This is a genomic window from Rhizobium sp. NXC14 (assembly GCF_002117485.1).
GTDB lineage: Bacteria > Pseudomonadota > Alphaproteobacteria > Rhizobiales > Rhizobiaceae > Rhizobium.
Genome location: NZ_CP021030.1, coordinates 377,540 through 390,643, shown reverse-complemented (window position 1 = coordinate 390,643; position 13,104 = coordinate 377,540). Strand labels below are relative to the sequence as shown.

General features: G+C 62.7%; 12 protein-coding genes. 11 read left to right on the top strand and 1 reads right to left on the bottom strand.

All coding sequences use genetic code 11. The annotated features are described in order from the left end of the window. Nucleotides 1-40: 40 nt before the first annotated feature. From mutS to murJ, 4 genes are all read left to right on the top strand, one after another. Nucleotides 41-2,767, top strand: coding sequence for a DNA mismatch repair protein MutS (mutS, locus tag NXC14_RS01930; protein WP_085776731.1), 2,727 nt, complete (start codon nucleotides 41-43; stop codon nucleotides 2,765-2,767). An 11-nt stretch (nucleotides 2,768-2,778) separates the two neighbouring features. Further along, complete coding sequence (locus tag NXC14_RS01925; protein ID WP_085776730.1) at nucleotides 2,779-3,054, top strand: hypothetical protein; 276 nt, start codon at nucleotides 2,779-2,781, stop codon at nucleotides 3,052-3,054. Between the two features lie 125 nt (nucleotides 3,055-3,179). After that, nucleotides 3,180-6,083, top strand: coding sequence for a [protein-PII] uridylyltransferase (locus tag NXC14_RS01920; RefSeq protein ID WP_085776729.1), 2,904 nt, complete (start codon nucleotides 3,180-3,182; stop codon nucleotides 6,081-6,083). Nucleotides 6,084-6,093: 10 nt separating this feature from the next. Further along, complete coding sequence (murJ, locus tag NXC14_RS01915; RefSeq protein ID WP_085776728.1) at nucleotides 6,094-7,680, top strand: murein biosynthesis integral membrane protein MurJ; 1,587 nt, start codon at nucleotides 6,094-6,096, stop codon at nucleotides 7,678-7,680. Between the two features lie 212 nt (nucleotides 7,681-7,892). On the opposite strand, the gene NXC14_RS01910 is transcribed toward murJ, so the two are convergent. Next, complete coding sequence (locus NXC14_RS01910) at nucleotides 7,893-8,321, bottom strand: D-Ala-D-Ala carboxypeptidase family metallohydrolase (RefSeq protein WP_085776727.1); 429 nt, start codon at nucleotides 8,319-8,321, stop codon at nucleotides 7,893-7,895. Between the two features lie 187 nt (nucleotides 8,322-8,508). On the opposite strand from NXC14_RS01910, the gene NXC14_RS01905 reads away from it, so the two are divergent. From NXC14_RS01905 to NXC14_RS01875, 7 genes are all read left to right on the top strand, one after another. After that, nucleotides 8,509-8,916 (top strand): VOC family protein, encoded by a 408-nt coding sequence (locus tag NXC14_RS01905; protein ID WP_085776726.1) that lies wholly within the window; start codon nucleotides 8,509-8,511, stop codon nucleotides 8,914-8,916. Between the two features lie 87 nt (nucleotides 8,917-9,003). After that, a complete protein-coding gene (trpS, locus tag NXC14_RS01900; protein ID WP_085776725.1) occupies nucleotides 9,004-10,068 on the top strand; it encodes a tryptophan--tRNA ligase in 1,065 nt (354 codons plus the stop codon). A 101-nt stretch (nucleotides 10,069-10,169) separates the two neighbouring features. Next, nucleotides 10,170-10,661: a universal stress protein gene (locus NXC14_RS01895; protein ID WP_011423764.1), complete on the top strand. Its 492-nt coding sequence runs from the start codon at nucleotides 10,170-10,172 to the stop codon at nucleotides 10,659-10,661. 109 nt (nucleotides 10,662-10,770) lie between these two features. Further along, on the top strand, nucleotides 10,771-11,337 hold the full coding sequence (locus tag NXC14_RS01890) for a NifU family protein (RefSeq protein ID WP_085779937.1): 567 nt from the start codon (nucleotides 10,771-10,773) through the stop codon (nucleotides 11,335-11,337). Between the two features lie 89 nt (nucleotides 11,338-11,426). Beyond that, nucleotides 11,427-12,089 carry a tRNA (adenosine(37)-N6)-threonylcarbamoyltransferase complex dimerization subunit type 1 TsaB gene (gene tsaB, locus NXC14_RS01885; protein ID WP_085776724.1) on the top strand — a complete coding sequence of 221 codons (663 nt, stop codon included), beginning with the start codon at nucleotides 11,427-11,429 and terminating at the stop codon, nucleotides 12,087-12,089. Between the two features lies 1 nt (nucleotide 12,090). Next, complete coding sequence (locus NXC14_RS01880) at nucleotides 12,091-12,585, top strand: N-acetyltransferase (protein WP_085776723.1); 495 nt, start codon at nucleotides 12,091-12,093, stop codon at nucleotides 12,583-12,585. Between the two features lie 82 nt (nucleotides 12,586-12,667). After that, nucleotides 12,668-13,096, top strand: coding sequence for a Fur family transcriptional regulator (locus NXC14_RS01875; RefSeq protein WP_085776722.1), 429 nt, complete (start codon nucleotides 12,668-12,670; stop codon nucleotides 13,094-13,096). Nucleotides 13,097-13,104 lie beyond the last annotated feature (8 nt).

Sequence of the window (13,104 nt, the reverse complement as noted above, 5' to 3'; positions counted from 1 at the left end):
TAGGGTTGGCACCTGTTTTTTTGGGAAAAACTGCACCTCCGTGAACGCACGAATAGACATTGGGAATGAAGCCTTTTCGGCTGCCGAGCTCGCCACGGCGGAAAGCCGCGCCTCCGCGACGCCGATGATGGAGCAATATATCGAGATCAAGGCGAACAATGCGGGTTCGCTGCTGTTCTATCGCATGGGCGACTTCTACGAGCTCTTCTTCGAGGATGCGCTGGAAGCCTCCCGCGCGCTCGGCATCACGCTGACGAAGCGCGGCCAGCACATGGGCCAGGATATCCCGATGTGCGGCGTGCCCGTGCATGCGGCCGACGACTATCTGCAGAAGCTGATTTCGCTCGGCTTCCGTGTGGCCGTCTGCGAACAGATCGAGGATCCGGCCGAAGCGAAAAAACGCGGTGGCAAATCGGTCGTCAAGCGTGACGTGATCCGCCTCGTCACGCCCGGCACGATCACCGAGGAGAAGCTGCTTTCACCCTCGGAATCCAACTATCTGATGGCGCTTGCCCGCATCCGCGGCGGCGCCGAGCCGCAGCTGGCGCTCGCCTGGATCGATATTTCCACAGGCGTCTTCCGGCTTGCCGAGACGGAAGCCTCGCGGCTGCTTGCCGATATCCTGCGCATCGATCCGCGCGAATTGATCCTGCCCGACACGATCTTCCACGATGCCGAGCTCAAGCCGGTCTTCGATGTGCTTGGCCGCACGGCGGTGCCACAGCCTTCCGTCCTCTTCGACAGCGCCAGCGCCGAAGGCCGGATCGCACGCTATTTCGGCGTCTCGACGCTTGACGGCTTCGGCAGCTTCTCGCGCGCCGAGCTGGCGGCGGCCGCAGCCGCCGTCGCCTATGTCGAGAAGACGCAGATCGCCGAGCGGCCGCCACTTGGCAAGCCGGAACGGGAAAGCGCCGCTTCAACGCTGTTCATCGACCCGGCCACCCGCGCCAATCTGGAGCTTGCCCGCACGCTGTCGGGAGATCGCAACGGTTCGCTCCTGAAGGCGATCGACCGCACCGTCACCGGCGGCGGCGCACGGCTTCTGGCCGAGCGGCTGATGTCGCCGCTCACCGATCCTGCCCGCATCAATGCGCGACTCGATTCGATCGGCTTCCTGATCGAGGAGCCCTCGCTCTGCGGCAGGCTGCGCGACACGCTGAAACATGTGCCCGATATGCCGCGCGCGCTCTCCCGCCTGGCGCTCGACCGCGGCGGGCCACGCGATCTCGCTGCGATCCGCCAGGGGCTGCAATCCGCCAAGGGTGTTGCGGAGATGCTCGCAACCGCCATGCTGCCTGATGAGCTCGGCGAGGCGCTGTCCGGCCTGAAAGCGCTTCCCGCGCCGCTGTACGAACTGCTCGCCGATACGCTCGCCGATGAATTGCCGCTGTTGAAACGAGACGGCGGTTTCCTGCGCGATGGCGCGAGCGCCGAGCTTGACGAGGTTCGGGCGCTGCGCGACCAGTCACGCCGCGTCATCGCCGGACTGCAACTGCAATATGCCGAGGAAACCGGCATCCGGTCGCTGAAGATCAAGCACAACAATATCCTCGGCTATTTCATCGAGGTGACCGCCGGCAATGCCGCCCCGATGACGGAGACGGCGGAGGCGAAGGCCCGCTTCATCCATCGCCAGACGATGGCGAGCGCCATGCGCTTCACCACCACCGAGCTTGCCGATCTCGAAAGCCGTATCGCCAACGCCGCAGACCGAGCGCTGACGATCGAACTCGACGCCTTCGACAGGATGACGACGGCCGTGGTCGCTGAAGCCGAAGCGATCAAATCCGGTGCGCGGGCGCTTGCCGTGATCGACGTCGCCGCAGGCCTGGCGCTGCTTGCCGAAGAGCAGGCCTATTGCCGACCGCAGGTCGACGGCTCGAAAATGTTTGCGATCGAAGGCGGGCGCCATCCGGTCGTCGAACAGGCGCTGCGCCGGCAGGCGGGCGGCCCCTTCGTCGCCAACAATTGCGATCTGTCGCCGAAGACCGGCGACAAGGATGGGGCGATCTGGCTGCTGACCGGCCCGAATATGGGCGGCAAATCGACCTTCCTGCGCCAGAACGCCTTGATCGCGATCCTGGCGCAGATGGGCTCCTTCGTGCCGGCGACATCGGCCCATATCGGCGTCGTCGACCGTCTGTTCTCGCGCGTCGGCGCCTCCGACGATCTGGCGCGCGGACGCTCCACCTTCATGGTCGAGATGGTGGAAACGGCTGCCATTCTCAACCAGGCGAGCGACCGCTCCCTCGTCATCCTCGACGAAATCGGCCGCGGCACCGCCACCTTCGACGGTCTGTCGATTGCCTGGGCCGCCGTCGAGCACCTGCATGAGGCCAATCGCTGCCGCGGCCTCTTCGCTACGCATTTTCATGAGTTGACCGTGTTGTCGGAAAAGCTTGGCCGGTTATCGAACGCCACGATGCGCGTCAAGGAATGGGACGGCGACGTGATCTTCCTGCACGAGGTCGGGCCGGGTGCGGCCGACCGTTCCTACGGCATCCAGGTCGCCCGCCTCGCCGGGCTTCCGGCCTCGGTCGTGGCACGGTCCCGCGACGTGCTCACCCGCCTCGAAGATGCCGACCGCAAGAACCCGGCGAGCCAGTTGATCGACGATCTGCCGCTCTTCCAGGTGGCGGTGAGGCGAGAAGACACTTCTCGCGGCCCATCGAAGGTCGAGGAGGCGCTGAAGGCGATGAGCCTCGACGACATGACGCCGCGCGAGGCGCTGGATGCGCTTTACGATCTCAAGAAAAAGCTGAAATAGGAGCGCAGTCCATGTTCATGGAGAAGCTGGTTCGCGAAACCGAGCGCCTCTCGCTCATCTGCTCCATGCTCGACACGATGCGGCGCGCCGACAAAGATCGCAACGCGCGCGGCTGGACATCGCCGATCGGCCTGCTGAAAATCACCCGCTCCTGCGCTATGATATCCGAACTCGGAACGTCGATTGCCAAGGCGGGCTACCGCGAGTGCGACAGGGCGACGCTCGAGGAGATCCAGCGCGAGACCCGGCAGGTGCTGTATTCGCTGCATGCGCAGGCCGCAGACTGAGACTTTACGGAAGGTTTGCGGCAGAGCGTCCCGCATCGCGGCATTGGCAACACCATTTCGCCAAATTTAAAGGTTCTTGCAGTATGAAGGCCCGTGTCAATCGCCGGGCAAAGAGGTTATAGCGCATGCAGACGAAACGTGAGGCGAGCCCCAATCAGGCAGCCCGGCATGAACAGGAAACCGCCCCTGCGAGCGCGACGCGCAACCTCGATTTCTCGGAGATCCTCGACGCCGAACTCCTGCAGAAGCAGTGTGAAGCCGTTGCCGAAGCCAATCGAAACCGGCCCGACATCATGCGCGCCGATCTTCTCGCGGCGCTGAAAAGGGCGAGCACGGACGGCCGGCAGAAGGCGCGCGCGGCCCTTGCCGCCGACGGAAGCGGTCTCAATTGCGCCTATCGGATTTCCTGGCTGCAGGACCAGATCATCACCGTCCTCTATAATTTCGCCACCACCCATATCTTCCCGCTGCAGAAGGACAAATTCGCGGTCACCGCCGTCGGCGGCTATGGCCGCGACACGCTGGCGCCGGGCTCCGATATCGACCTGCTCTTCCTCTTCCCGCCGCGGCCGGCGGAGGAGACGCACAAGGCAGTCGAATTCATGCTCTACGTGCTCTGGGACATGGGCTTCAAGGTCGGCCACGCCACCCGCACGGTGGAGGAATGCATCGCGCTTTCCAGGTCGGACATGACGATCCGCACCGCGATCCTCGAGATGCGTTATATTTGCGGCCTGCAGCGGCTGGAAACCGAGCTCGAAGCCCGTTTCGACAAGGAGATCGTCACTGGAACCGGGCCTGAATTCATCGCCGCCAAACTAGCAGAACGCGACGAGCGCCACCGCAAGGCGGGCGACACGCGTTACCTCGTCGAGCCGAACGTCAAGGAAGGCAAGGGCGGGCTTCGCGACCTGCACACGCTGTTCTGGATCTCGAAATATTACTACCACGTGCGCGACCAGGCGGAGCTGATCAAGCTCGGCGTTCTGTCGAAACACGAATATCGCCTTCTGCAGAAGGCGGATGATTTTCTCTGGGCCGTGCGCTGCCATATGCACTTCCTGACGGGCAAGGCCGAGGAACGTCTGTCCTTCGACATCCAGCGCGAGATCGCCGAGGCATTCGGCTATCACACCCGCCCCGGCCTTTCGGCGGTCGAGCGCTTCATGAAACACTATTTCCTCGTGGCCAAGGATGTCGGCGATCTCACGCGCATTCTGTGCGCCGCACTCGAAGACCAGCAGGCGAAGTCGATCCCGGGTCTCACCGGCGTCATCAGTCGCTTTACCCATCGCACCCGCAAGATTGCCGGCAGCGTCGAATTCGTCGAAGACCGCGGCCGCATCGCTCTTGCCGACGCCGATGTCTTCAAGCGCGATCCGGTCAGCATCCTCAGGCTCTTCCACGTCGCCGACATCACCGGGCTGGAATTCCATCCGGATGCGCTGAAACGCGTCACCCGCTCACTCGCCCTGATCGACAACAGCTTAAGGGAAAACGACGAGGCGAACCGTCTCTTCATGTCGATCCTGACGTCGAAACGTGACCCTGCGCTGATCCTGCGCCGGATGAACGAGGCCGGCGTGCTTGGCCGTTTCATCCCCGATTTCGGCAAGATCGTCGCGATGATGCAGTTCAATATGTATCATCATTATACGGTCGATGAGCATCTGATCCGCACCGTCGAAGTTCTCTCGGAGATCGACAATTCACGAGCGGAGGACCTGCATCCGCTCGCCAACAAGCTGATCTCGGGAATCGAGGACCGCGAGGCGCTCTATCTCGCCGTTCTCCTCCATGACATCGCTAAGGGCCGCCAGGAGGATCATTCAATTGCCGGCGCCCGCGTCGCCCGCAAGCTCTGCGCCCGCTTCGGCCTCTCGCAGAAGCAGACGGAACTCGTGGTCTGGCTGATCGAGGAACATCTGACGATGTCGATGGTGGCGCAGACCCGCGACCTCACCGATCGCAAGACCATTATCGATTTTGCCGACCGCGTACAGTCGCTCGACCGGCTGAAGATGCTTCTGATCCTGACGATCTGCGACATTCGCGCCGTGGGCCCGGGCGTCTGGAACGGCTGGAAGGGCCAGCTTCTGCGCACGCTCTATTACGAGACCGAGCTGCTGCTGGCCGGCGGCTTTTCGGAGGTGTCCCGCAAGGAGCGGGCCCATGCCGCCGCCGAGGCGTTGCGCGGCGCCCTATCCGACTGGAGCCAGAAGGACCGCAACACCTATACCAAGCTGCATTACCAGCCATATCTGCTCTCGGTGCCGTTGGAAGACCAGCTCCGCCACGCCGATTTCATCCGCCAGGCCGACAAGGCGGGCCAAGCGCTAGCCACGATGGTGCGCACCGACAGTTTCCACGCCATCACTGAGATCACCGTGCTGTCGCCCGACCACCCCCGGCTGCTCGCCGTCATTGCCGGCGCCTGTGCTGCGGCCGGCGCCAACATCGTCGACGCGCAGATCTTCACGACCTCGGACGGACGGGCGCTCGATACGATCCATGTCAGCCGCGAATTTGCCGATGATGCCGACGAACTGCGCCGCGCCGGCACAATCGGGCGGATGATCGAGAACGTGCTGTCCGGCCGCAAGCGCCTGCCCGAGGTTATCGCCACGCGCACGCGTAACCGCAAGAAAAGCAAGGCCTTCGACATTCCGCCTTCGGTCAACATTACCAACAGCCTGTCGAACAAGTTCACGGTCATCGAGGTCGAATGCCTCGACCGGCCGGGCCTGCTGTCGGAGATCACTGCCGTGCTCTCCGATCTGTCGCTCGATATCCAGTCGGCGCGCATCACCACCTTCGGCGAGAAGGTAATCGACACCTTCTACGTCACCGACCTCGTGGGTCAGAAGATATCGGGCGACAGCAAGCGCGCCAATATCACCGCCCGCATGAAGGCCGTGATGGCGGAGGAGCAGGACGAGCTGCGCGAGCGCATGCCCTCCGGCATCATCGCGCCCGCCGCCACCCGAACATCGCCCGCAGCCGAAAAGAAAGCCGATTCCCCCGCATGAGCCCCAAAGCATGAGCCTCGTCAAGAAATTCGCGACCGTCGGCGGCGCCACTCTCGGCAGCCGCATCTTCGGCTTCGCCCGTGAAACGCTGATGGCAGCGGCGCTCGGCACCGGGCCGATGGCCGACGTCTTCTACGCCGCCTTCCGTTTTCCGAACCTCTTCCGCCGGCTGTTTGCCGAAGGCGCCTTCAACGCCGCCTTCGTGCCGCTCTTTGCCAAGGAGATTGAGGCGAACGGCACGGATGGCGCCAAGCGCTTTTCGGAAGAAGTCTTCGGCGTGTTGTTTTCGGTGCTGCTCCTCATCACCATCGTGATGGAGCTTGCCATGCCGCTCTTGGTGCGCTTCATCATCGCGCCGGGCTTTGCCGACGATGCCGAGAAATTCTCGATCACGATCCGCATGGCGGCCGTGATGTTTCCCTATCTGATGTGCATGTCGCTGACGGCGATGATGAGCGGCATGCTGAATTCGCTGCATCATTTCTTCGCCGCCGCCATCGCCCCCGTCTTCCTCAACGTGGTGATGATCGGAGCGCTGTTTTATTCGCTCTATACCGGCGCCGATCCGCTCGCGACGGCCTGGTATCTCTCCTGGGGCGTTCTTGCCGCCGGCGTGCTGCAACTCGCCGTCGTCTATGTCGGCGTGCTGACAGCCGGCATGAGCATCGGCCTGCGCTTCCCGAAGATGACTGCGAATGTCAAGCGGCTGCTGATCCTTGCGGTGCCCGCCGCCGTGACAGGCGGCATCACTCAGATCAACCAGCTGATCGGCCAGGCGATCGCCTCCTCCCGCGACGGCGCGATTGCGGCGCTACAGTATGCCGACCGCATCTATCAGCTGCCGCTCGGCGTCGTCGGCGTCGCCGTCGGCGTGGTGCTGCTGCCGGAGCTTGCCCGGGCGCTGAAGGGCGGGGCGCTGCGCGAAGCGGCAAACCTGCAGAACCGCTCGATCGAATTCGTGCTGTTCCTGACCATCCCCGCCGCTTTCGCGCTCTGGATCCTCTCCGACGAAATCATCCGCGTGCTCTACGAACGCGGCGCCTTTCATCAGGAAAACACCGCCGTCGTCGGCTCGATCCTGGCGATCTACGGCATTGGCCTGCCCGCGTTTGTGCTCATCAAGGCGCTGCAGCCGGGCTTTTACGCCCGCGAGGACACCAAGACGCCGATGCGCTTCTCGGCGATCGCAGTGGGGACCAACTGCGCGACGGCGCTGACCCTGTTCCCCTTTATGGGCGCGCCCGGCATCGCCGTCGCCGAAGCCACCGCCGGCTGGATCAGCACGCTTTTGCTGTTCACCACGCTTTTGCGCCGCGGCCATCTGACCTGGGAATGGGCGCTGGCAAAACGCGCCGCCCTGCTGATCGTCGCCTCGGCCGTCATGGGCGCGGCAATCGTCTTCCTCAAGCAATATTGGGCGCCGTGGCTCGCCTCCGGCGCGCCGCTTCTGACCAAGGTCGGTACGCTGGGGCTGCTGATCGCAATCGCAATGCTCATCTATTTCGCCGCCGCCTTCCTGATCGGCGGAGCCGACCTCGGCATGATTCGGCGCAACCTGAACCGCAAGCCGGTGCCGGCGAAGGATGCACAAAGCTAGTTGATTGCCGAGAAAGCCCCTCATCCGGCTGCCGCCACCTTCTCCCCGTTCTGACGGGAGAAGGGACTTGCCGCGCCGCCGCGCCTCTCTCAGGCCTCTCGTAGGCACGTCCCCTCGCCCCGTTTACGGGGAGGGTTAGGGTGAGGGGCAAAAGTAGCCGGCGCAAACCTGACCGCCGTGGCACAAAACCCCTGCACACTTTTCTCGCTCGCCTAACAATCGACCCATCGTCTCTGCGGGCCGACATCGACATGAATGATGCCGTTGCAATAGCTGCCGATGCCGCCGATGCCTGGAGCTGTCTTGGCGGCAGCAATGATGGTTCGTTCCGAGAGGCCCGGCACCCGGATATCGGCCGCCAGGCATTTTCCATGCAGGGAGCCATGACGGCGGGGATGTGGCCGGAGGCCGGAGGTAACGATCGGGCGACGTCCGGTCTTTGCGGCGATATGCGAGAGGATCGCTCGCAGGCGCTCTGGAAAACAGCCGGCGCGCACGCTGACGGTCTGAACCGCATAGGCGAGTCGCGTCTCATGCTTGGGAAGATGAACGGCCGGTCTCTTGCTGTCTTGACCGACGGCGTCGGTTGCGGATTGTAGGGCGAAAAGGCCTGCCATGACGAGCAAACGGGTGTTCTGCATGGTCCCCTCCGGGCGGTTGGCCTGGCGACTGACGGGCCGCCAGTGTGCGGAGAGGATTTTCAGTTCAATAAAAGCTTTTCTGTGAAATTTTATACTCAATTTGAACTAAGGACGCTGATCAATTCGGCTTAAAAATGAGCATCCTTCGCGTTCTAGATGGAATAAACATCCAAACATGGGAGATCACATGACTGTCCAGTCTCTTTTTCTCGTCACGCTCGTCGTTGACGATTACGACCGCGCCAAAGGCTTCTATTGCGGCACCCTCGGTTTCGATTGCCTTCAGGACGAGCCCCAGCCGGAGGGCAAACGCTGGGTGGTCGTGAAGCCGAAAGGCGGGGATGGCGCAGCCTTTCTGCTGGCGCAGGCGGCAAACCAGACGCAGCGCGCGGCGATCGGCAACCAGACGGGTGGCCGCGTCGGCTTCTTCCTGAAGACCGACGATTTCGCCCGCGATTATGCCGCGATGCTCGGCGCCGGAGTGCGCTTTCTGGAGGAGCCCAGGCATGAGGTCTACGGCACGGTCGCCGTCTTTACGGATCCTTACGGCAACACCTTCGACCTGATCCAGCATGCCGCAGCCCGAACCACTTGATTGGGACGGGTTGCCCGTGCATAAGCCGCGGCGTTAGCAACATGGGCGAACAGCCCTGGGGCCCTCCACCAGCCTATTGAGGACGACATGAGCGAATTCCAAAAACTCGTATTCTCCGGCGTGCAGCCGACCGGCAATCTGCATCTCGGCAACTATCTCGGTGCGATCCGCCGCTTCGTGGCGCTGCAGGAAGGCAATGACTGCATCTACTGCGTCGTCGACATGCATGCACTCACCGCCCAGCTGGTGCACGAGGACATGCCGAGCCAGACGCGCTCGATCGCCGCTGCCTTCATCGCCGCCGGCATCGATCCGGAAAAGCACATCGTCTTCAATCAGTCAGCCGTGCCGCAGCATGCGGAACTTGCCTGGATCTTCAACTGTGTCGCGCGCATCGGCTGGATGAACCGCATGACGCAGTTCAAGGACAAGGCCGGCAAGGACCGCGAGCAGGCTTCGCTCGGCCTCTACGCCTATCCAAGCCTGATGGCCGCCGACATTCTCGTCTACCGCGCCACCCATGTGCCAGTCGGCGAGGACCAGAAGCAGCATCTGGAGCTTGCCCGCGACATCGCGATGAAGTTCAACCTCGATTATGCCGAGCATATACGCAAGAGCGGCTACGGCGTCGACATCACCGTCGGCGACGAGCCAGTGCATGCCTATTTTCCGATGGTCGAACCCTTGATCGGCGGACCGGCGCCGCGCGTCATGTCGCTTCGCGACGGCACCAAGAAAATGTCGAAATCCGATCCTTCCGACCTCTCGCGCATCAATCTGATGGACGACGAAGAGGCGATCTCGAAGAAGATCCGCAAGGCCAAGACCGATCCGGACGGTTTGCCGAGCGAGGTCGACGGGCTCCAGGGCCGTCCGGAAGCCGACAATCTGGTGGCGATCTATGCCGCGCTGGCCGACAAATCGAAGGCCGAGGTGCTTACCGAATTCGGCGGCCAGCAATTCTCGGTCTTCAAGCCGGCGCTGGTCGATCTCGCCATCCATGTGCTGGCGCCGATCACCGGCGAGATGCGCCGGCTGATGGACGATACCAGCCATATCGACGCGATCCTGCGCAAGGGCGGCGAACGCGCCAGGGAGCGTGCCGAAGTGACGATGAAGCAGGTGCGCGACGTTATCGGCTTCCTGTACTGAGACAACGCCCCTGTCCTTCGGGGAACAAGGGAATCCCCAGAGGCAGAGGTGCTAAAAACTGCGCTTGCAATTTTTCCGCTTCGGGTGTCAGAGTCCGCCCCATGGTATCGAAGCGACTCTCACGGCTCGAAGGTCACCGCCGCAAATTCATGGCGGTGATCGACGGGACACCCGAATGCCAGCGCGCCGTTCATTATGCCGGCCGGCGCGCGAAGAATTCCAATGGCGGCCTGGTGCTGCTCTATGTGATCCCCAACGGCGATTTCCAGCAATGGCTCGGCGTCGAGGAGATCATGCGGGCCGAGGCGCGCGAGGAAGCCGAGGCAACGGTTGCCAAGATCGCCCAGATCGTGCGCGAGACGATCGGCATTGAGCCTGAGGTCGTCATCCGGGAAGGCAGTGCCGCCGAGCAGATCAACGCCGTGATCGAAGAAGACCGCGATGTGGCGATCCTCGTTCTTGCCGCCGGTTCGGCAAAGGAAGGTCCCGGACCACTGGTTTCGTCGGTCGCTGGACGCGCGGCGGCGTTTCCGATCCCGGTCACTGTCCTGCCGGATACGCTGACCAATGAGGAAATCGACGCCCTCTGCTGAGCCTATTTCTTGAGTACAAGTCTCTTGATTAGGTCAGGCAATGGGCTTATCTTCTTTGGAAGAATTCTAAAGACGGCCGAGGTCTCGAGCCTGTCACATGGAGAGCCAGATGTTCATTCAGACCGAAGCCACGCCGAACCCCGCCACACAGAAGTTCCTGCCGGGCAAGGTTGTCATGGAAAACGGCACCGCCGAATTCCGCAGCGCCGAAGAGGCTGAAGCCTCGCCGCTCGCCGCCCGCCTGTTCGAAATTCCTGGCGTCACGGGAGTCTATTTCGGCTATGATTTCATTTCCGTCTCCAAGGACAACGCCGAATGGCAGCATCTTAAGCCGGCTATCCTTGGCTCGATCATGGAGCATTTCATGTCCGGCAAGCCGGTCATGAGTGATGCTTCCATCCTTTCCGAAGATGCCGATGCCGGCGACGAGTTCTTTGATGAAGGCGACGAGTCGATCGTGCTGACCATCAAGGAGCTTTTGGAGACCCGCGTGCGTCCGGCCGTCGCCCAGGACGGCGGCGACATCACCTTCCGCGGCTTCAAGGACGGCAAGGTCTATCTGAACATGAAAGGCTCCTGCTCCGGCTGCCCGTCTTCGACGGCGACGCTGAAGCACGGCGTCCAGAACCTGCTGCGCCATTTCGTTCCCGAAGTGCAGGAAGTGATTGCCGCTTAGGAATTTCAAATTCGCTCCGGCCGTTCATCTCAGGTTCGGCCGGAGGGTCTATGGTTAGGCGACAAACGGTTTATTCGGAAATTGATGGCATGATCGTTCTGGCGCTCGACACGGCAGGTGTGGATTGCGCTGCCGCCGTTTATGACAGCGGCAGGAATACGGTGCTGGGGGAGGCATCGGACATGATCGGCAAGGGGCATGCTGAACATCTGATCGGGATCGTCGATCGCGCGCTGGATCAGGCGGGTGTCACGCTTTCTGACGTCGACCGCCTTGCCGTCACCATCGGCCCCGGCTCGTTTACCGGCATCCGCGTCGGCGTTGCCGCAGCCCGGGGTTTTGCGCTTTCCCTCAATGTGCCCGTCGTCGGCGTCACCACGCTCGAGGTGATGGCATCAGCCCAGCGTGCGAGGACGCCGGGCCGTGCCGTGCTGGCGGCGATGGACGCCAAGCGGGACGAAATCTATCTCCAGTCCTTCGCCGCCGATGGTTCCCCGCTGGATCAGCCGCGGGCGGCAAGCGTTGCCGAGGCTCAGGCTTTCGCCGCCGGCTTCGATGGTGAAATCACCGGTTCGGCAACGCCGCTCCTGAAGGCCGGCGCCGGTGGCGACCACCCCAACGTTTTTCCGATTTCGATTGTCGCGCGTCTGGGGGCTGCGGCCCCTGCCGACGCCGGAAAGCCCAAGCCCCTTTATCTGCGCGGACCGGATGCCAAGCCGCAGGCCGGATATGCGATTGCGCGACGAGTGTGACATGCTGGAAGCCTATCTGACGCTGAAGCCGGAATTCGAAATCATCGCCATGGAGCGCGAGGATTGCCGCGACGTCGCCGTCCTGCATGGCGAGCGTTTCGCCCAGCCCTGGGGCGACGGCGAATTCCACAGCCTGCTGTCGCAGGAGACTGTTTTCGGCTTCGTCGCGCGCCAGACCAACGCCATCCTGAAAAAGCCGCTTCCCGGCTTTATCCTTGCCCGCCAAGTCGCCGGCGAAGCCGAGATCCTGACGATTGCCGTGCAGGCGAAAGCCGCCCGTGCCGGACTGGGCTGGCGGCTGATGCAGGCGGCGATGCGCGAGGCGCGGGCGCGTGGCGGCGAGAGCATGTTTCTTGAGGTCGACAGCGGCAATACGGCAGCACTCGGCCTCTACCGCAAGCTCGGTTTTGAAAAGGTCGGCGAGCGCCAGGGCTACTACAAGCAGGAAAATGGCGCCCCTTCCACGGCGCTTGTCATGAAGCGCGTTCTTCGATAGTTCCCTGGCAGAGCAGGACATGCGGACCGGCGCAAACGCCGTGCAGGCATTGTGGAAACGCGATTACTTTTGAAGGCGGGCCATGACCGACGTAGCCAAGACCCTCGAGGAGCTTTGCGCCGAACGCGGCATGCGCATGACCGAGCAGCGCCGCGTGATCGCGCGCATCCTCGAAGAATCCGAAGACCATCCCGACGTCGAAGAGCTTTACCGCCGTTCTGTGAAGGTCGACGCGAAAATCTCGATCTCCACGGTCTATCGCACCGTCAAGCTGTTCGAGGATGCCGGCATCATCGCCCGCCACGATTTCCGCGACGGGCGCTCGCGCTACGAAACGGTGCCGGAAGAGCATCATGACCATCTCATCGACCTGAAGACCGGCACGGTCATCGAATTCCGTTCACCTGAGATCGAGGCGCTGCAGGAGCGCATCGCCCGCGAGCACGGCTTCCAGCTGGTCGACCACCGCCTGGAGCTCTACGGCATTCCGTTGAAGAAGGAAGATCTCTGAAGCGATGG

What these genes read in the sequence shown, in the direction of transcription:
- NXC14_RS01925 (WP_085776730.1), top strand. Translation starts at nt 2,779, where the DNA reads ATGTTCATGGAGAAGCTGGTTCGCGAAACCGAGCGCCTCTCGCTCATC.
- NXC14_RS01920 (WP_085776729.1), top strand. Translation starts at nt 3,180, where the DNA reads ATGCAGACGAAACGTGAGGCGAGCCCCAATCAGGCAGCCCGGCATGAA.
- murJ (WP_085776728.1), top strand. Translation starts at nt 6,094, where the DNA reads ATGAGCCTCGTCAAGAAATTCGCGACCGTCGGCGGCGCCACTCTCGGC.
- NXC14_RS01910 (WP_085776727.1), bottom strand. Translation starts at nt 8,321, where the DNA reads ATGCAGAACACCCGTTTGCTCGTCATGGCAGGCCTTTTCGCCCTACAA.
- NXC14_RS01905 (WP_085776726.1), top strand. Translation starts at nt 8,509, where the DNA reads ATGACTGTCCAGTCTCTTTTTCTCGTCACGCTCGTCGTTGACGATTAC.
- trpS (WP_085776725.1), top strand. Translation starts at nt 9,004, where the DNA reads ATGAGCGAATTCCAAAAACTCGTATTCTCCGGCGTGCAGCCGACCGGC.
- NXC14_RS01895 (WP_011423764.1), top strand. Translation starts at nt 10,170, where the DNA reads ATGGTATCGAAGCGACTCTCACGGCTCGAAGGTCACCGCCGCAAATTC.
- NXC14_RS01890 (WP_085779937.1), top strand. Translation starts at nt 10,771, where the DNA reads ATGTTCATTCAGACCGAAGCCACGCCGAACCCCGCCACACAGAAGTTC.
- tsaB (WP_085776724.1), top strand. Translation starts at nt 11,427, where the DNA reads ATGATCGTTCTGGCGCTCGACACGGCAGGTGTGGATTGCGCTGCCGCC.
- NXC14_RS01880 (WP_085776723.1), top strand. Translation starts at nt 12,091, where the DNA reads ATGCTGGAAGCCTATCTGACGCTGAAGCCGGAATTCGAAATCATCGCC.
- NXC14_RS01875 (WP_085776722.1), top strand. Translation starts at nt 12,668, where the DNA reads ATGACCGACGTAGCCAAGACCCTCGAGGAGCTTTGCGCCGAACGCGGC.